Source organism: Bradyrhizobium brasilense, assembly GCF_029714345.1.
GTDB classification, from domain to species: Bacteria; Pseudomonadota; Alphaproteobacteria; order Rhizobiales; family Xanthobacteraceae; genus Bradyrhizobium; species Bradyrhizobium australafricanum.
The window spans coordinates 7,079,980-7,099,324 of record NZ_CP121669.1; the positions used below are offsets into that span (position 1 = coordinate 7,079,980).

15 protein-coding genes are annotated in these 19,345 nt (G+C 60.1%); 9 read left to right on the forward strand and 6 right to left on the reverse strand.

Features of this window, described 5'->3' with window-relative positions; genetic code table 11:
- Positions 1-248: 248 nt before the first annotated feature.
- The 3 genes from QA635_RS32850 to QA635_RS32860 all read right to left on the reverse strand — a co-directional run bounded on the left by QA635_RS32850 (position 249) and on the right by QA635_RS32860 (position 3,858).
- On the reverse strand, positions 249-1,511 hold the full coding sequence (locus QA635_RS32850) for an ABC transporter substrate-binding protein (protein WP_283063816.1): 1,263 nt from the start codon (positions 1,509-1,511) through the stop codon (positions 249-251).
- Between the two features lie 209 nt (positions 1,512-1,720).
- Positions 1,721-2,683: a carbohydrate ABC transporter permease gene (locus tag QA635_RS32855; RefSeq protein ID WP_283063817.1), complete on the reverse strand. Its 963-nt coding sequence runs from the start codon at positions 2,681-2,683 to the stop codon at positions 1,721-1,723.
- Positions 2,683-3,858 (reverse strand): ABC transporter ATP-binding protein, encoded by a 1,176-nt coding sequence (locus QA635_RS32860; RefSeq protein WP_283063818.1) that lies wholly within the window; start codon positions 3,856-3,858, stop codon positions 2,683-2,685. The genes QA635_RS32855 and QA635_RS32860 overlap by 1 nt, the downstream gene beginning before the upstream one ends.
- Positions 3,859-5,349: 1,491 nt before the next feature.
- On the opposite strand from QA635_RS32860, the gene QA635_RS32865 reads away from it, so the two are divergent.
- The 3 genes from QA635_RS32865 (at position 5,350) to QA635_RS32875 (ending at position 8,088) form a co-directional block, all read left to right on the forward strand.
- Positions 5,350-6,192 (forward strand): isocitrate lyase/phosphoenolpyruvate mutase family protein, encoded by an 843-nt coding sequence (locus QA635_RS32865; protein WP_283063819.1) that lies wholly within the window; start codon positions 5,350-5,352, stop codon positions 6,190-6,192.
- Between the two features lie 369 nt (positions 6,193-6,561).
- A complete protein-coding gene (locus QA635_RS32870; protein ID WP_283063820.1) occupies positions 6,562-7,470 on the forward strand; it encodes a LysR family transcriptional regulator in 909 nt (302 codons plus the stop codon).
- Between the two features lie 336 nt (positions 7,471-7,806).
- On the forward strand, positions 7,807-8,088 hold the full coding sequence (locus QA635_RS32875) for a helix-turn-helix domain-containing protein (RefSeq protein ID WP_283063821.1): 282 nt from the start codon (positions 7,807-7,809) through the stop codon (positions 8,086-8,088).
- 361 nt (positions 8,089-8,449) lie between these two features.
- Here the strand turns inward: QA635_RS32875 and QA635_RS32880 are convergent, their stop codons facing one another.
- Complete coding sequence (locus tag QA635_RS32880; protein WP_283063822.1) at positions 8,450-8,725, reverse strand: DNA -binding domain-containing protein; 276 nt, start codon at positions 8,723-8,725, stop codon at positions 8,450-8,452.
- A gap of 251 nt (positions 8,726-8,976) precedes the next feature.
- Positions 8,977-9,210: a hypothetical protein gene (locus tag QA635_RS32885; RefSeq protein WP_283063823.1), complete on the reverse strand. Its 234-nt coding sequence runs from the start codon at positions 9,208-9,210 to the stop codon at positions 8,977-8,979.
- 280 nt (positions 9,211-9,490) lie between these two features.
- Between QA635_RS32885 and QA635_RS32890 the strand changes: the two genes are divergently transcribed.
- From QA635_RS32890 to QA635_RS32910, 5 genes are all read left to right on the forward strand, one after another.
- Positions 9,491-9,772 (forward strand): helix-turn-helix domain-containing protein, encoded by a 282-nt coding sequence (locus QA635_RS32890; protein ID WP_283063824.1) that lies wholly within the window; start codon positions 9,491-9,493, stop codon positions 9,770-9,772.
- Between the two features lie 620 nt (positions 9,773-10,392).
- On the forward strand, positions 10,393-11,172 hold the full coding sequence (locus tag QA635_RS32895; RefSeq protein WP_283063825.1) for an amidohydrolase family protein: 780 nt from the start codon (positions 10,393-10,395) through the stop codon (positions 11,170-11,172).
- 116 nt (positions 11,173-11,288) lie between these two features.
- Complete coding sequence (locus tag QA635_RS32900; RefSeq protein ID WP_283063827.1) at positions 11,289-11,429, forward strand: hypothetical protein; 141 nt, start codon at positions 11,289-11,291, stop codon at positions 11,427-11,429.
- Between the two features lie 498 nt (positions 11,430-11,927).
- The gene (locus tag QA635_RS32905; RefSeq protein ID WP_283063829.1) at positions 11,928-12,137 is read left to right on the forward strand and encodes a hypothetical protein; all 210 of its coding nucleotides are present in this window, start codon (positions 11,928-11,930) and stop codon (positions 12,135-12,137) included.
- Complete coding sequence (locus QA635_RS32910) at positions 12,134-14,278, forward strand: AAA family ATPase (protein WP_283063831.1); 2,145 nt, start codon at positions 12,134-12,136, stop codon at positions 14,276-14,278. Before QA635_RS32905 ends, QA635_RS32910 begins: the two co-directional genes overlap by 4 nt.
- A 2,223-nt stretch (positions 14,279-16,501) precedes the next feature.
- Here QA635_RS32910 and QA635_RS32915 read toward each other — a convergent pair.
- The gene (locus QA635_RS32915) at positions 16,502-17,302 is read right to left on the reverse strand and encodes an enoyl-CoA hydratase/isomerase family protein (protein ID WP_283063833.1); all 801 of its coding nucleotides are present in this window, start codon (positions 17,300-17,302) and stop codon (positions 16,502-16,504) included.
- 648 nt (positions 17,303-17,950) lie between these two features.
- On the opposite strand from QA635_RS32915, the gene ccrA reads away from it, so the two are divergent.
- Positions 17,951-19,243, forward strand: a complete 1,293-nt coding sequence (ccrA, locus tag QA635_RS32920; protein WP_283063834.1) for a crotonyl-CoA carboxylase/reductase — start codon at positions 17,951-17,953, stop codon at positions 19,241-19,243.
- Positions 19,244-19,345 lie beyond the last annotated feature (102 nt).

Consider the following 19,345-nt stretch of genomic DNA (forward strand, 5'->3'; position numbering starts at 1 on the left):
CCTGTTAAATGCGTCTCTCCCGAGACCGCCTGCACGGCTGGTCGCGACACGAGCCCCCTGCCGGGGGAATGGATTCCGCTGGCGGGATCGTTCTCGCCGCAATCGATGGATCGTTGGCATCTCTTCAGACCTCAATCGCAAGCAGTTCATTTCCGGAAGACACCAGGATTGCCGGCGCGCGAAAGAAGAGATCTCACGACATCAGCAACCATGAAGGGTGGCTTGCCGGCGCTCCCGCACCGGCGTCCTCAGTGCGGCAGCAGCGCATCGACGTCCTTCCAGAGGCTTGAGAGCGCCGCGGCCGGATCCCGCTTCTGCGAGACCACGAGATAGCAGTGATCCTCGATGGCCTTGATGATCCTGGAGTTGTTCTCGCCCGGAAAGGAGAACCAGCCTGTCATCATCGCAATGCGCTGGCTGGCGATGCGATGCTCCGGGTGTGCGTCGAAGAACCTGCCGAGCCCGGCAGGATCGCTGATCGCGGCAAGATTCACCGGCACGTAACCGGTCGCCTCGACCATGACGGTCTGACCGGCCGGCCCGACTGCGAATTTGATGTAGTCCCAGCACGCCTTCTGCCTGTCGGGATCATCAGTCAGCATGACGATGCCGTTGCCTGCGGCCGGAAGCCTGTCTGCCGCCGAAGAGACCGGCAATGATCCGACCTTCAGCCGGAAATTGCCGGCCGCCGACTGCTGATAGCCGTTCAGCGCGCTGCTAGCGCCGAACAGGATTCCGAGCTTTCCCGCCCGGAATGCCTGCCGCGCCTGGTCCCGTTCAAAGCCTGGCTGGCCTTCCTTCCCGAGACGCTGCAACAGCTGCAGTGCCTGACGGCCGGCCGGGCCGTCGAAGGCGATCCTTGTTTCGTCCTCGCTCATCATCCGGCCGCCGAAGGCAGCCACCAGCGTCTGGAACGACCAGCCGTTGTTGGTGTATTCGACATAGAGGCCGGTCCCCTCGCCGAGGGCACCGATCTTCCTGCCTAGCGCGATGACGCCATCCCAGTCGTCGGGCAGATTGTCAGGATCACCGCCGGCCTTCTTCACGAGATCCATGTTGTAGAAGAGCACAGGAACGGAAATTGCGAACGGCAGGGCGCAGGTTTTCCCGCCGTATGACGCAAACGATGTCACCTCTTGCGGAACGCCGATCATCTTCCACGCCGGATCGCCTGCGATGAAGCGATCAAGCGGCACGACTATCCCGCGATCGGCCAGGGGCCGGATCTGGTTCAGCCCCTGGTGGGAAATGTCGGGCAGCTGCTTCGTTATGTTCTGCCGCAAGGTTTGCTGGACGAGGCCGTCATAATCGACGGCGGGGCTGTCAAGAACGACCCTGATATCGGGACGGGCCTCCATGAAACGCCGCGCAAGCGCCTCGTAGAGACTCTTCAGAGAGGCCGGAGCATAGCAGACCCGGATCGTCGTCTGCTGATGCGCACGGGCCCTCACGACCGGCGCTGCGGCCGCAGCGGTTGCCATCGACAGGAAGGTCCTGCGTGAAGGAAACATCGATTGCCTCCGTTGGCCTGTTGTCTGACAGCTCCGCCGGCTCCTCCGACGAACTGTCGCCGGGCAAGGAGAAGATTTCGGAGGCTGGCCTGGCGGGCGGGCATACCATTCGCGCAGATCGACGAAGCCAGCCGCCGCGGTGACGGGCAGCACGACATTCCGGAAAATGGCGGAAACCGGCGACAGCCGGCTGGCAGACGTGACAGCGCTCATTGGTAATGCACCGTCCGGTCCATGACACGGGCCTGAACGAGCGTGAGCGTCACGACGATGGCGAGAAAGACGACGGCAACGGCGGCACCATATCCCGTGTGCAGATATTCGAAGCTCTCCCGGTACAGCGTATAGAGCAGGACTTCCGAGGCGTGGCCGGGCCCGCCCTGTGTCAGCACTTTCACGGTGTCGAAAGTCTCGAACGCTCGCAGCGCCACGACAATGACGACGAACATCGAGACCGGACCGAGCATGGGAAGTGTCACGGTACGCAGCCGGTCGAGCGCAAGATCTGCACCGTCTATATCGGCCGCATCATAAAGGTCCTGGGGAATGCTCTTGAGGCCGGCGAGGAACAGCACCATGGCGTAGCCGAGGTTCTGCCAGACCCCGATGACGGCGAGCACCGGCAGCGCGGTGTTCTCGTCGCGCAGCCAGTTGGCAACAGGCAGGCCGAGGGCCGCGAATGTCTGGTTGACGGGGCCCATCGCGGGATGCAGCAGCGCGTCCCAGGCGATCGCCGTGGCGGTGATCGTCGCCATGAAGGGCAGAAAGTGAACGGCGCGGTAAAAGGACCGGCAGGATCTGCCGCTTTCGACAAGAAGCGCAACGAGAAGACCAAGCACAACGGTGCCTGGCACAACCATCGAAACGTAGAAGACCGTATTGAGGAGCGAGGTCCTGAAACCGGCGTCGGCAAGGACCTCGCGGAAGTTGGCGAGGCCGACGAAGGAGAGCGAACGCGCCCCGAACTGCCAGTCCGTGAGCGCGATGACGAAGACGCCTGTCGCCGGCAGAAAGAACAGGATGACCAGAAAGAACGCGGCAGGCCCGACCAGCGTCCAGCCCGCCAGCACTTCTGCAACAGCCCGTCTGCGCGCCGCAAGGGACGACGTTCGCCCGCCACCGGCCGGGCACGCCCCGTCGGCAGCACCGGAAAGCGCAACGGGCCTGCCCATCAGGCAATCTCGCGGAACGGGGCAACCGATCCCGGACCCTGCCCGGCCTCGCGGCGCAGACGACGTCCGTCACGGGTAAAGAGCAGCACGCGGTCCGCCCGGACGCCGAGATGCAAGGTCTGTCCCGGCGCGATCCGGGGCGCCCGTTCGGCGAGCAGCCTTGCGATCAGGGGGTGATCGATGCCCGGCAGGTCGAGATGCACGAAGAGATCGGATCCCATATGCTCGATCAGGCGCACGGAACCGGTCAATGTGTCCGGGCCGCGATGTTCGGCGAGTTGAAAAGCCTCCGGACGAATACCGAGGGTAAGAGGCACTCCGGTGAGCGCATCAGCCTCGATCGGAAGCGTCGATCCGGCGACATCGATCAGACCGCGCTCGCGCACCACGCCGTCGAGGATGTTGATCCTGGGCGAGCCGATGAATTCGGCAACACGTCTGTCATCGGGGTCCGCATAGATGTCCTGCGGCGGCGCGATCTGCAGCAACTCGCCGTCGAGCATCACCGCGACCCGGTCCGACAGCGTCATGGCCTCGGCCTGATCATGCGTGACATAGACGAAGGTGGCGCCGATCCTCCGGTGCAGTTCCTTGATCCCGGCGCGCATCTGCACGCGCAGCTTGGCGTCGAGGTTGGACAGCGGCTCATCCATCAGGAAAACGGCGGGATGGCGCACCATGGCGCGGCCAACCGCCACGCGTTGCCGCTGGCCGCCGGAGAGCTGTCCAGGTTTGCGGCCCAGGAGGTGACCGATCCCGAGCAAGCCGGCTGTGCGGGTCACCTCGGCGTCGATTTCGGCAGAGATCCGCGCTCTTCCTGGCAGCAGGCGGCCGAGAACAGGCAACCTCTGCATGGCCGAGAGGCGCCGCATCCGCAGCGGCAGCGCCATGTTGGAGGCGACCGTCATATGGGGATAGAGCGCGTAGGACTGAAACACCATCGCGACATCACGCAGCTTTGGCCGCAGTCCATCCACTGCCCGCCCGCTGATCGAAATCGAGCCTGCGTCCTGTACCTCGAGGCCGGCCAGTATCCGCAGCAGCGTCGACTTTCCGCATCCCGATGGTCCCAGCAGGGTCAGAAACTCGCCGTCCGCAATCGACAGCGACACACCGCGCAGCACCGGCGTCGGGCCATAGTTCTTCCGGATGCCGTCAATCTGCACGGATGCCATAGCTTCGCTTCCAGACCATCGTGAAACCTGACGTGTTCGCCAGTCCGTGACGACTTCAAGACCTCCATTGCTAAGGCTGGATGACACCCATCGAATAACTCAATCGGAACCTGCAATCATGCGATGACAGGCAACCCGGTCAGCCGATGTCGACCGAAGACGGGCCCGTTTCGATGGCATGCGCTCGCGCGCGCAGAGCTCATCATAGAGGCGAACTGCTCTCCGGTTTTCGATCGGCGGCATCCGGCGCTGTACCGGACATCTGAACGCGGCAGACCGATTCGAATGGCCGTTCAGGACAACACCTGAGTTTTCGTCGGCCGTTCCGCCATCATACCAGCGTGACGGCCGCGGGAAGCGAAACAAGGCACGTCTCGGGCGCCATCTTTCCTTTTTGCCTTTGCTTACTTTTCTGTCCCTGCAACCATCACGGCGTGCCGGATATCATCAAATCACTGTCCATCGCACCGGCACTGTAATCCGCGCATGTGTCTGCCGGCTCCCCGAGGGCTGCCGGGCTGACCGGCTTTCGTCACACGCGATGATGCCGTGAGATCGCGCCAGCCGTTCGTCGTACTCACCTGCCTCGGCTACCGGCGCCGGTCAGCACGAGGGCCAACCGGAAGATCCGATCGTCAGTTACCGCAACTTTCGATTGGTTGATCCAAAAAATGCGATAGCCCGATTGGTCCCCGCGTCCAGGAGCGGATAGAGACCATGAACAATGACTGTGTCTTCTCTCAGGAATCCTGTCTTGTCGCCCGCTGCAGCACAGCTCGATGGCGTCCCGCCCTCTGATGCCGGAGCATGGACGGAGTTGCTGCGCGCCCGAAGCACCGGTCCAGTCGCCTTCAGTCAGTGGGCCGCCAGTTTCGGGACGGCCACCTTCTCCTGTGAGGCAGGCATCCGGATCCGGCATAAGCGCGGCAGATCCTCAGTCAGGATGACGTCGCTGTCCGTGGCGATCAAGAGTGCCAACGACCATCATGCACGCGGTTGGAACAACCAGCGGACCGCTGCAAAGCGTGATGCCGGACAGGTCGTCCTGAACGAACTCTTCACCGGTCTCGATCCGTCCGTGCAAGCGGTGACATCAACACCGTGCCCCCGCCAGGACGGGGCTGCGATCGAGGCAGCCCGCGATGAACCGTATTCAATGCCGCACCCGGCGACCGCATCGTGGCAACGCCACGGTGTCGCGCCCGCCCGGCTGAATTCACGCGGACAGCCTTCGTGCCGTGTGCCGGATCAGGTTTGCAGCGTTCCGCTCACCCGCACAGATACCATCGAGAAGCCCCCGCCTCGCGCGGCAAGGCGATGGAAACCGGCATCGCGGTCATGGATCACAGGATTCGCGGCTTCACCCCGCATCCGGCTTGCTTGCGCGACCGCGTCCGACGATCGCCCCGCCTGTGAGCGCAGCATTTCCACTTCCGCGCCCCCGTTCTGAAAGATTTCATCATGTCACCAGCCAGACGCCTCCGCGCCCGCATGGCCGAGACCGGCCTTGTGCACATCATGGCCGCCCACAGCCCTCTTTCCGCAATTCTCGCCGAAGAAGCCGGATTCGATGGCCTGTGGGCCTCCGGCTTCGAACTTGCAGCGCTTTACGGGCTCGCGGACATGAGCCTGATCTCGATGACGCAGCATCTCGATATGCTGCGGTCGATTGCCGGACGTACGACGCTGCCGATTGTTGCCGACATCGATACGGGATACGGCAATGCGATCAACGTCATTCATGCAATCGGTGAATACGAGCGGGCCGGCGCCAGCGCTGTTGTCATCGAGGACAAGACCTTTCCGAAGGTCACAAGCCTTGTTGCGGGTGGTCGACAGGAGCTGCTGCGGATCGAGGAATTCCAGGGCAAGCTCGAGGCTGCCGTCGCAACAAGACGGAACCCGGATTTTCTCGTCATTGCCCGCACCGAGGCATTGATTGCAGGTCTGGGCGAAACGGAAGCCCTGCGCCGGGCGCTGGCCTACGCAGAAGCCGGCGCCGACATGATTCTGATCCATTCGAAAAAGAAGGATGCTTGCGAGATCGAGAGCTTTTCGCGGGCCTGGACCGGAGCGGTGCCGCTGGTGGTCGTACCGAACGCCTACCCGGATCTGGATGCCAGACGGGCCAGGGCGCTGGGCAATATCCGCATGATGATCTACGGCAACTACGGCATCCGCGCCGCGGCAACCTGCATGCAGGAGACGTTCCGCCGGATCATCGCCGATGGCGGCGTCCAGCACGTGCACAAGGATATTCTGCCTGTGGAGGAGATTTTCAGACTTCAGCGGACCGAAGCGATCAAGGCGGCTGAAGCCCGCTTCCTTCGTTGAGCAGTTGCCTGTATCATCGCCGAGCAGCAAGATCCTGAAAAGCACCAGGCTCCAGGCTTCACTGAGCGCCCTGCCCTGCGCCACCGGGAAAATGCAGGTAAACCGTTTTGTTCTCCTGAAAGTGGTTGCGGTGTCGACGATGGCCGGGGTCCCCCTCGGTGCGCCACCATCCGCACCGGAAAAGTGGCCTCCGCGATTGCAGTAGCGAGCCAAACTGCACGAAACGTACAAAGAAGCCGCTTTTACGCGCGAGACAGCATTGATAAGCAGGACTCCGACCATACCCATCGAATAATGTGATGGAGTATTCGTTTCCGCCAAGGCCATCCGTGGCAGCCAGTGCATTGCAGATGCTACCGGAGCAAAAGATTGGCCGTCGAACAGGATGAAGTGCCCCTCAATGCAATCCGGGTGTTCGTGACCATCGCGCGGGAAGGAAGCGTAACGCGGGCGGCCACCGCATTGGGCGCAACCCAGAGCTCCGTCAGCCGTTATCTCGCCGTGTTGCAGGACTATCTCGGTACAGACCTCGTGGAACGGCGAGGCCGGGGAAGCCAGTTGACGGAGTTCGGAAGGCTGTTTGCCAACACAGTTGCCGAACCACTTGATACCGTGTGTTTCACCACGAAGAGAATGCGACGGCGCAACCGGTCGGACACGAACCGGATTGTGGTGCGCACATCGCTTTCGACCTTTGCCTACTCGTTTCTGATTCCAAATCTGCAGGCATTTTCCGCCGAGATGGACGGCGTCATCGTGGACGTGATCAGTTCATTGTCGCCGCCAAATTCATCCGACAATTTCGACATCCTGATTACCCGCGATCTGACCGTCATCGAGCCGGCCGACGACTGGGAGATTCACAACGAGACGCTTGTATGCGTGGGCTCCCCAAACCACGTAGCGGGAAAGACGCTTTCGATCGTCCGTTCGATGCCAATTCTGAACGTCACCTCCCGCCCCGACATCCTGCCGACATGGCTGAGGGCAATGAATCTGACCGCCAGCGACATGACGTCGGGGGCGCGATACGACCACAATTACCTTGCGCTGCCTGCTGTCCTGACAGGAAAATGCCTGCTGGTCGCGCCGGAAATCATCGTCAGCGATCTCGTGCGTGAAGGCGCGCTGCATGTGATCCCGGGATCGCGTACGCCGAGCGGCATGCAATATCGCGCCTATGCCGTCGACCGCAGTGACAATCCCGAAATCGCCCGTGCCTTTTGCCGATGGGTCGCCCGGCTCTGTAAAAAGGCCGCGATTCCAGAGGCCAACTGACAGATCCCTGGAGAACCGGAGGCCCGGTTGGTGGTGGACCGGGTGCAAGCGCGATAGTTTAGGGTTGTAAAACTGCCCGCCGTTGAAGAGGAACGTGCAGGCCAACCGCCAGCTCCGGACAGCAGGTTGTGCAGCAAGAAGGAGGCACCGGTACTTCACGGATGCTGTTCATCATGTCGCAGTACCGCCAGGCCGGGGCGACGTCGCGGCACCCGGAGCAATGCAAGCATCCTCATTGTTTACGTGCGGACCCTGCCGATCCGCACGGTCGGTGAGCTCGTTTTAGTTCGGTTATAGCCCGTGGTTTGATGGCCATCCGAATGGCTGCCTTGGCGCATGAAAGCTCGTGCGCTTGTGGCCTGGAATGTCCGCCGGATCCGCGTAGATCGCGGTATCCCGCAGGAGCAACTGGCGTACGATGCCGGGATCGATCGTTCCTATATGAGCGGTCTCGAGCGGCAATCGGCGAACCCGACAATCGATCTGCTCGACCGCATCGCTGACACACTCGATGTTCATCTGTCCGAGCTGTTCGTTCAGCCACCAAGAGGCGCGACGGCTCCCGGGACCTTGCGCAAGGGGCGCAAGCCAGCCCGTCGTCATCGAAGGAAGAGATAGCCCCCTTGCGTGATGGCTCGAGGCTGCGGCGACAGGCACCTGGCTGCTGGCCGGGAACGACAATCTCGCCCGTCTGGACGACGTTTGCGGGTTTCGGTCCCATAGCATCATCCCGCCCGCCTTGCCCCGGGGCTGCAGGCGCGCCCTGAACACCGGCCTTTCAGCCCGGCGGCAGGCAACGCCTTCACCTATCCGGTCCGGCACGCAATCTGGTGAACGTGCTCGCGCATTCGCGCAAGGAAATCCATCTCTGGCGACGCCAGATCCAGATCGATCCAGTCACTTGACGGGACGGCCTGCTTTTGAGACCGGACTTCGAGACCGGGACCGGGAGAGACCGCGTCCATTTGAGATTGATTGATTATTCGCCCGGCGGCCGACCGCGGCGCAGGAGATGACGGTAGCCGTGGCGCGCCACCCATCTGGCACGAGCCAGATGACTGTCGAAAGCGCGGCGGGCGCGATCGGGCTCAAGGACAGGATCGATACAAAGCACAATGCGTGCAACCTCGCGCCAGTCGGCGTTATCGGCTTCGGCGTCGAGGAGACGCATATAAGTGACGGCGTGTTGCTCATCGTAGCCCGTAAGCCCGGGCGCGCTTGGTGCCAGATCTGCGACCTTGGGATCGGACGACACGGCCTGAAAATCCTGCAAAATGCGAAAGCCTAAATCCAGGCGACTGTAGCGGTATTCAGAGCCGCTTCGTAAGGAACCGATCGTCGCAGTCGACAGAAATATTCTTTCTGCCGGATGTCAGCCGGCCAGCGGAGCCCCCTGGCGAGGCTTCTCGTCCCGTTTGCCTCCATTTCGCTCACTCCCCGGTGTGCATTTGATTGCCGTCCCGGTTGCTCAAAAAGCGAAACCGGAAACTTCCCGTGCAGCGCTCGTCAGCTTCGCTGCCCGTTGCCAACAAAAAGATCGCCCTGGGCCGCCTGACCAGCAAGCATGTGCTGATTGCCGGTGTGTTCTGACCGCGCCGTCCAGTCGGGCGGGGAAATTTTCTTTTCAATGACGAAATCCGGTGACCGGGCTGCTACTGGTTGCCCGACGACGAGCACGCGGCCGTCGATAATCCATTTTGCACGCGCCAGATGATTATCGAGCGCGGCGCGAGTTCGCACTGGCCGGCAATCTGGAACAACGTGCCGGACTATCCGCGCAACTTTCCTGCAGTCGGCGTGGTCTGGTTTCACATCAGGAAGTCGCCAAGAGATCATCAAACGCGCTTGCCACAACTCGTCAGGATCGCCTCATCTGGCCCGCCGCCGGCGACATTTGGATAGCCGGCTTTCTCGTTGAAGCTTGCGCGCAGGGACGGCTCAACCCGTTCTCGACGAGGCTAACGCAATACGAGGGTTATAGCCAGTGGTTTGATAGACGATCAAATGGCTGCCTGAGCGCATGAAAGCTCGTGCGCTGGTGGCCTGGAATGTGCTCCGGATCCGCGAAGATCGCGGTATTCCGCAAGAGCAGCTGGCTTACGACGCCGACGTTGACCGCTCCTATATGAACGGAATTGAGCTGCAGAAGAAGAACCCGACAATTGATCTTCTTGAACGAATGGCCAAAACGCTCGGCGTTCATATGTCTGAATTCTTTGTTGAGCCTGCGGAGGGTGCGAGGCCGCCCAGGACCTTGCCTAAAGGTCGAAAGCCGACCCGTTCAAGCCGCAAGAAAAAATAGCGCTCTTTCAGGCGAGAGACGCTGAAGCGCAGGCCGCAAAGTACCATGCTGCGACAGCTCTCCTGAATTGAAAGCTGCGCCATTCGCAGACTTCGAGGTCAAGACCTGCAGAACAAAGAGGCTCGCACGGAGCAAACCCTCCAGAGCGCTTCGATCTGATCTGCTCGCACGGCAGCATGCCCGGTGCCATTGCTCTATCGGGACGACCGAACTGACCGATCCAGGCCTTACGAGATTGCCCGCATCTTGCGTTCAAAACCCGCGCGCCACTTTCGTACAGAACGTACGAACAATTTCGATTCTTTTTCCCGGGCGGCATTGTCCCTGTTTTTGCTTCGCGCTAAGGCGATCCTTGTTAAAGCTGGAAGTTCAGGGCAACCGGCCGGATGAGCATCGACGGTGCCCCGGCACTGCAATGGCGTGCAAGCACTTCATCCCGGGGTGCGGTCTCTGTCGGCGAGATCTTGCAGAGTGGCATGGTCTCGAGGCATCGCCATCTGCCGCGCACCCGAGCAGAAACCGGAGCGTGTCTGCGACGATCGAATTGCCGTCGATGAGCTGCTTCAAGTGAACCGCGGACTGGCCAGCTGCGTGCCAGTAGTTGTTTTGCCGAGGATGTGATGAGGATCGATTGCGAGGTCCACGCGTTCCGCCAGGAGGCCCGCCTGACGGCGCCCTTCATCGACGGCTCGCTGGAACAACTGGAGAGCGCTGCGCAGGCCTGCGCGATCACCGGTCTGGTGCTGGTCCAGCCCGCCTTCCTGTACGGAGACCCGACGGAGCTGTTTGCCCAGGCAAGAAAGGCCCGAATGCCGGTGAGGGTCGTTCCGCCCCTCGTTCAGCCGCTGGCGCCCGAGGTCCTTGAGGAGTGGAGCCGATCAGGCGCTGCGGGTCTGGCGCTGACCCTTGATGATCCTGATACGTTGACAGAGTCCATTGAGGCTGCGCTTCAGCTGGGCTTTCACCTCGAAGTCTCCGGCGGAGTCAATGGACGGGAGCGCGCCGCCGAGCTGCTGCTGGCCGATGGCCATCGCCTGGTGTTCCGGGGCTTCGGACTTGCGCATGGCGCCCTCGACCCTGCCTCGGATCAGCGCCTTGACCGTCTTCTGGCGCTCGCTGCAGGCGCTGAGGTGTGGGTGAAACTTTCGGGGATCGGACGCGTCCCGGATGAATGGGCCAGGGCGGCGACGAGCAGGCTGCTCGACGAACTGGGTCCGCAACAACTGCTCTGGGGGTCGGAATGGCCGCATGTGACGTCAGCTCACGCATATGCGCCATCCTGTCCGCAGACGCTGGACTGGCTTGAGGAGCTCGTGCCGGACCAGGATGCAAGAGACCGGATTCTCGGCGAGACTCCCGCTGCCCTCTACGGTTTCCGCAACCAGGACATGTGTATTTGAGGAAAGCCGACACGTCGAGCTGTCGATCAGTAGCGACACCGTCGACAAAGGCCCAAGCTGTCGGGCCAGCCTCGTAGCAGGAGTTGACGAGGTCGGGCCGGCTGACGATCCGCACCATGGCGCAGCGCATGTTGACGGTCGAAAGCATCGACTTCACCGGTGAGCCGAACCTCTGCCTCCCGGCCTGCGTCCGCAATCACGGCGGCATTTCTCAGGCTGGCGACATCGATTCCGATAGACGAGACGTTTGCCTGTAATCCGCCACGGCTCGTCCTCCTGCGGTCTGGACCTGGCGCCCGAGCACTCTCGCACGCGCTGTGCAGGGCGAGCACCTCACCGGCGGAAGCGGACACACGGTGTTACGCATTGGCGAAGCGCCAACAGATGAGGATCCAGATTAGACACATTGGCACGCTTCGTGCCGGGTGAAGCGCCATGATGCAGGCGGAGGAGCTGAGATATGCAGATCCGTACCGAACTTTTTGTTCCACACTCGCTCTGAGAGAACTTCGGTTTCGCTTTGCTTGCGCAGCGTGATACTGAGGCTACCTTGCAATTGAGAGCTCTCATCTGGTGCGGCTGGGAACTACGAACAGAAGTCGCGGCCACTTGTGGAGGCTCAAAGGACATTCACGACAAACATCGTCAAACTACTCGAGATATGCTCGCCCGGCTTCAGTGACAAAGGCCACCGGGAACAGCGGGCCAGTCAAGACGAACAAAATCATCCCGCCTGGGCGAGCGAGGTAAACGGCTTGGACACCACTGAAGATCAAGTTGAGGCAGCAGAGCCGCCCGCAAAAGTCAAGTCCGTCGCCGCCACCATTCTTCGCGAATTCTTCCAGGTTCTGGAGAAGGAGGAAGACCTCGGCGACGTAGCGCGAGGGCTCCGCAAGGTCGTACTGGAAGAGGGCATCCTCCACGAATCCGCCATACGAGCTGCCCTTTTTCCGGATGCGCCATGATCCGGATCGACACGATACATATCAAGGAGTTTCGCGGCATTCGTGATCTGACCCTTGGATTCAGGGGCCAGAACTTCGCTGCATGCGGACCGAACGGGACCGGCAAGAGCGGCATCGTCGACGCGATCGAGTTCGCTCTGACCGGCAACATCTCTCGTCTGGCCGGCGCCGGGACGGGAGGACTTTCCGTCAGGGCGCATGGCCCGCATGTCGACAGTCGCAACAGGCCGGAGGCCGCGTCGGTAACAATCGATGTTACCCTGCCCGGGCTCGGCAACAAGAAGGCCCGGATTCGACGATCCGTGAAATCGGCGAACGTGCCGGAAATTACGCCTGCCGACAAGGACGTCATCGCGGCGTTCGAGAGCATCAATCTCCACCCCGAATTCGTCCTCTCACGCCGCGAACTCATCCGCTATGTCCTTTCCGAACCCGGGCAGCGAGCGAAGGAGGTCCAGTCGCTTCTGCGTCTTGACGAGGTCGAGAAGCTCCGCGGCGTCCTGCAGAAGATCGCCAACGCCTGCACCAAAGAGCTTTCCGGCCTTGAACGGGCGGAAAAGGACGCAATCACGAATTTCCTGGCAGCGCTCGGCGCTGCCCAGCTCACCAAAAAGTCAGTCCTCGATGCAGTCAATCCACACCGTGAACTTCTCGGGCTGGCCCCTCTGCCCGAGCTCGACGTCAACACGTCGCTGAAGGATGGGCTGACCACAACCGCCACCGGCGGACCGGTCCGTGTGCCGAAGACACAAGCCGCTGCCGATCTCGCCACGCTGAGGGAAGCACTCCTGGCGCTCCAGGCCGACGCTTTCAAACAAGCCTGCTCGACCGCCGATTCCAACGCTGCCGAGCTCGGCAAGGATGCCGACAGCCTCACCGGCCTGTCGCGCGAGGCGCTTCTGAAGTCGGCGCTGGATCTCTACGATGGAACGGCCTGTCCGGTCTGCGACACACCATTCGAACCCGATGTTTTCAAGGGTCATCTCGCCGCAAGGCTCGCCCACCTCGACGATGTTAGCAAGCGCCGGACGGCGCTCGAAGCGGAGCTGAAGCCGATCCTCGACCGCCTTCATGCCGCCGGTACCGCGCTGAACATCATGATCGATGTTGCGAGCCTGTTCTCGCCAAAGATCGACGCCTCTGGACTGGCGAAATTCAGGAACGTCCTGCGTGGCCGCTACGAGCAGCTTCAGAAGCTTCTGCCGCTCGAGGACACGCGCGCGGTTCTCGCGGCCGTCCACATCGTCCCGGATCTGGAGCCGACGATGACCGCGCTCGATGCAAGCATCGCCGCGATTCCGGAGCCGACCAGGCAGGATGCCGCGCGCGACTTTCTCGTGCTCGCGCAGGAGCGGCTCGAACACTATCGGACCGCGCGCCTGACACTTGCGGCCGGCAAGCTTCGCGCCGAGCGCGCCACCAAGGTGTTTGGCACCTACGGGACCGTGACAACCGCTGCGCTCGAGAAGATCTACAAGGATGTCGAGGCGACCTTCGCGAGTTACTACCGAAAGATCAACGAGGACGACGAGAACACCTTCACGGCGAAGCTTATGCCCTCGATCGGCAAGCTGGGCTTCGACGTGGACTTCTACGGCCGTGGGCATTTCCCTCCGGGAGCCTATCATAGCGAGGGCCATCAGGACGGTATGGGCCTCTGCCTCTACCTCGCGCTCATGAACCATCTGCTCGGCACGAACTTTACCTTCGCTGTCCTCGATGATGTGTTGATGTCGGTCGACGCCGGCCATCGGCGTCAGGTTTGCGCTCTTTTGAAAGACAGGTTCCCCAACACCCAGTTCATCTTCACGACGCATGACGAGATCTGGCTCCGGCACATGAAAACGGAAGGCCTCATCAAAGGTCGTAACTTTGCGCACTTCCGAACCTGGACGGTCGACCTGGGGCCGACCGAATGGGACGACCGCGATGTCTGGGCCGAACTGGAAGGTTATCTTGCGAAGAGCGACGTGCGCGCCGCCGCAGCGCTGCTGCGGCACTATCTTGAGCATTTCGCCAAAGAAGCGTGCGATCGCTTGCGCGTCAGCGTGGAATTCCGGGGCGATGCCCGGTTCATTCTCGGTGACCTTCTTCCGAGGGCGACCGCCACCTGGGCGACTTTCTCAAGAAAGCAAAGGTAGCCGCCAACTCCTGGAATCAGAAGGACTTCGTCGAGCGCATCACCGCGATCGAAACCACATTCCCCCAAACCAAAACCCGGACAGGCTATGAGAACTGGCGGATCAACACCGCCGTGCAAACGAATGGGCCGACCTGAAGAAGGACTCCACTCCGGTCGCGAGGGCATTCCGGACGTTTACCGACTCATTTGCCTGCGAGGTCTGCAGCGAAATGCTCTTCGTTGTTCCCGATCGGGAAAAAAAGAAGCGCTGCGGTGCGGGTGCGGAGCGCTCAACTTCAACCTTCTGCAAAAAGGTGGCTAGACGGAGTTGCAGAATCTACAATCCTTCCGGGCAACAACTCTTCTGCACGACAAACAATCTGCCGAATTCCCGACTGTGCGTCCGAGGTCCGCCTTCGTAACGGAAGTGGACGCGGCCAAACCGGCTGGCAATCGGCCCTGTGAGGTGGCGCACGTTGGTGGTGGAAGGATCGATCTCACCGATGAACCGAACCTCCCGCTCTTGGCCAGCATCGGCAATCGCGACGGCTTTTTCGCAGCTTGGCCACATCATTTCCCTTGAATGCTTCCCTATAATCCGCGACGGCTCGTCCTCCTGTGATGAGGATCGGATGGGTACGCCCGAGCAGTCCTGGGACGCGCACTTTAGCGCGAGCCACCGCACCGTAGGAGGGAGACATTCGGACTACCTCAAAGTTGGATGCCCGTGACCATGTACACGCCATCAGCAGCGCTTAGTTGACCAAGTGGATTTCGCAGCGGCGTCGAACCTCCGTTTAGTCAATCAACACGGCCGTTTCTGCCGGCTGCCGATCCTCACGGATCGCCAGTTGCACCGAGCGCAGATCGTGACCGCGCTCAAGCCGCGGTCGCCCACCACGAAGTTGCACAACGCTGCCTCACTACTGATCTCACGTTGCTGCTATCGATACCTAAAGCGAACTCGATCGTCCGGCCTTCTACAGAAATGGTAGGCAGCACTATTTCTTGCATGCTGTATTTCCCCGTCTCGACCGGAGTTAGCGACTAAGGCGCTACGATTCCTAGGGGCATACTTCGAACAATGGATCGGTCGTGAGGGTTCTCCGGAGAGACAGCACGAAACGAAAGGCGCATATATGTCAGTAGAGGCGGGTACGGGTACGTTAGATGAACAGTGTCGGCTTTCCCAGGTGTGCTCAGGGAGCGTCGCGTCGTGGCACGACTTCCGATAGCTCCCGATCAATCAATGCGCTGACAGTATTCGTGCTTAGGGCACATCCGAACATCAATGTCGTAGTTTCGCGACTCCATCAAAGGCGGACCAGTGCTTGCTCCGTGTTCAAACAGGAGTTCATCATGGGCCGGCAGCAAGCCTCTGCGCAAGTGAACGGCCTTGAGCCGGGACCACGTCAGGTGATCTAGTTCACGAGCGAGGAGCTCCGCCGGGAGACGGTGGTGCAGGATAGTCTCGTGCGACTTTCATGTTTGACGGCACCGATACGCCTGCGCGGATAATCTGCTTCCAGGCTAATGACCCATTGAACAGCTATAGCATCGATTTGGCACAGTCGGCCGAGCAGCACGCCTGCTTATAGTAAGGAACAGAGCATGGAAATGACGCAGTTCGAATGCGCCCGTGTAGCCAGGCAGCGTCGGTCATATTTGTAGGTCGGAATAGGCGCGGCAACTGGATAGTTGTTGCGCCTCCAATCCGTCAAATTAGCGCGACCCAAAAGAAGCCCATGTTTGGACAACTAACGGACCAACGATGGTTATTCGCCAAGAAGCGGCAATCTCGCTACCCTCCCCCAAGAGATGGTAGGCGATTCTCTGTCATTATTTTCGTATTCTCTCCACTCTAGACCTGAGAACCGATGAAGCATCCCTTGAGTATAGCTCAATGAGAATGATCTATTTCTTCTTGATAAGCTGAGAGCCGCTGAGGACCATCGTGAGAGCACCTGCTAACCCGATGAAATGGGACCTCCGTCGCCGAACATGCGACAGTACGCGGAAAATGGTACAATCTGCAACCGAGCGAGAGAGGCAACTTATCGGCCTCATTTCCCTACTTCGCGACGTTGAGGCCGAGATCCTTGAGCTGAATGTCGAAACGTCGGCTGTTCTTTTAGAAGCCGCGATCACCGATCTCACTCAGCATTTGAACTAATGCGGAGCTGAACAAACCCATTACCGGGCCTTTGCGCACGCAGGTGTTCGATCACCCAGTCACACCAAATCATCGCGGATCCATATGCGCCGAGAGCATTTCGTTCTGATTACGGCCACTATCGTTACCAATTCGAGCGAAATGCGCTTGGGCGGAGTTGCTGCGGAACCCGTCTAAAAGGATACTGTTTGCCATCGGCGCCAACTCTCTCAGGCCCCTGATGAAGGACCGGTTCACCGACTCCTTCGTTCGGCGATAACCGATTTCCGGATAGTTTCCAAGCACCCCGGCGCGCCAAATCGCTCTTTCAACCACGTCTTGCCTCTCAGCAACCTCATTGAAGAATTTGTGCTCTACAGCCCATTCAGGCGGCACAACCTCACAGCCGAAGACAAGGTTCGACATCGCCGCACGCCCAAAGCATTTGCAGAGCATGTAAGCGCCGATTGGACAAGCCAGGCCCTGCTTAAGCTCCCATCCTAACGCCTTCGCCGTCGGCGTTCCCACGCGCCAATCACAGCAGAGTGCTATCTGGAGCCCGGCGCCTATCGCATATCCGTCAATTCCTGCTACGGTGGGCTTTGTCACGCTGAGGAGAGCCACATAAAGCCCGAGTGTTCGATCTATCAGGTGTTGTACGTCGGCTGCCGTTTTGATTTTGCGCGCTTCGTTCAAGTCGTCACCGACTCCGAAGGAGCGATCCACTCCCCCAGTGAGGACGATCGCTCTGACTGCCGGTTCGTTTTGGGCCCACCGACAAGTCTCGACGATATCTTGCTCAAGCTCGCGATTGAGCGGATTTAACGGGTTTTCGCGATTGAACTGCGCCACCAGGACGCTGCCGTTCCTCTGAATGCTTAGGGCTGTCATGCAATCTCTCGCAAGTTGTGGAAACGTCACCGCTTTAAGGCCGTCGAATTTTGTGCAGGATCAAACGGCATGTAGGCAGGCCGGCCTCTACTTTCTGCCGGAGCCGATCCATCACCACTCTCATTGTAGTACTCGCGGCCGCTTCTTCGCGTTTGATGTTTATCAGTTTTTCTGTTCACGAATGACCGCTCTCTCCTAGTAGGTGCCATTTCTCTTATCGTGTTCTCCAATTATATGTGTAATGCTCGATCAATGTGATGGACCTTCAAAGAGCATCCTTGTCCGGGCGCGCCCGAAGAAGAGATGGTCGCGGGGAAAGACTGGGAGACGCGCTTTATGCGCCAGCCCGCAACAAAAACAACCTGGAGAAAGAGCCCCGGAGAAAGATATCGTGACTCCGATTGTGCGACTCGGCGATCGAATCATCGTCAAAACTTCTCACCAATCGGTGGCAATGCAGACGTGGATGGACACTTGTCCTGCTTTGAGCAGGAGCCTTCGCGATCGTCTCCAGAGCTCCACGCGCCTACGGCGATTTTGGCAGGTCAGAAAATCGCCGTGACTCGCTCAGCAGGAAACGAGCAGTCGAGCGCTATCCCGGATGGCCGTCGTACGTGCGAAAGGACGAGCGTGACAGCGAGGTGGCTAATGAGCAAAGTCAATCAACGCAGCGGCCGGGATTCATCGATAGTGGGCGACATCGCCCGGAAGGACCTTTACGAGATTGGCGAAATCCCGCCATTGGGCCATGCACCGAAGCACATGTTCGCATGGGTCATACGTCGGGAACGGCACGGTGATCCAGAGAATGCAATGCAGGTGGAGGTAATCGATACCCCGACTGTGGGACCTGAGGAAGCGCTCGTCATGATCATGGCGGCAGGGGTAGGCTACAACGGAGTCTGGGCCTCTCTCGGGCAGCCAGTTTCGCCCTTCGATTTGCATCAGAACTCCCATCACGTCGCAGGATCGGATGCGGCAGGAATTGTTTGGTCGGTTGGAGAGCGAGTAAAGAGGTGGAAGGTGGGTGACGAGGTCGTTATCCATTGCCATCAGGACGATGGCGATGATCTCGAGTGCAACGGAGGGGATCCCATGTTGTCGCCTTCCCAGAGGATTTGGGGCTATGAAACTCCGGACGGAGCTCTAGCGCAATTCGCGCGCGTTCAATCCCGCCAACTGTTGGCAAGGCCAACGCACCTTAGCTGGGTAGAGAGCGCGTGCTATATGGGCACGGTAGGCACTGCATACAGAATGCTGTTTGGCCATCCCCCCCATGCTGTTCGACCCGGTCAGAGCGTGCTGGTGTGGGGTGCAGCTGGCGGGTTGGGCTCGATGGCAGTCCAGCTTGTAACGCTGACAGGTGCCAATGCAATCGGCATTGTTTCTGATGACTCAAAACGTCGCTATGTGACGTCATTGGGCGCCAAAGGCGTGATCAACCGAAAAGAGTTTGGCTGTTGGGGACGGCTTCCAAATAGCGATAATGTCGCTGCATACAGGGATTACATGAACGAGGTGCGCCGATTCGGCAGAGCTGTCCGGGAAATCACAGGAGGGGCCACCGATATCGACGTCGTTTTCGAGCATCCGGGCGAAATGACATTCCCCGTGAGCTGCTATGTCGTGAAACGGGGCGGAATGGTTGTATTCTGTGGTGGGACTTCTGGTTACCATCTTACCATGGACGCTCGCTTCGTATGGATGAGACAAAAGAGAGTCCAAGGCAGCCACTTCGCAAATCCATATCAATTGTGGGAAGCGAATCGCCTTGTTCACGAACAGCGTATCGATCCCTGCCTTTCCGAGGTTTTCAGCTGGGGTGAGACCCCACGGGCCCACATGAAAATGTCCAAGAACGAGCACCAGCCCGGAAACATGGCCGTTCTCGTCCAGGCAAATGCGGCGCAGGCCGGTTATCAGGAGCGGACTGAAGCTTAAGCTCCCGACGAAGACTGATGCTGCCATGCAATAATCATTCGCTGGAGGCGAACCGCCTCCAGCAGAATGCGCTACTGGCCCAACCGTCGAAACGCCTTTGCA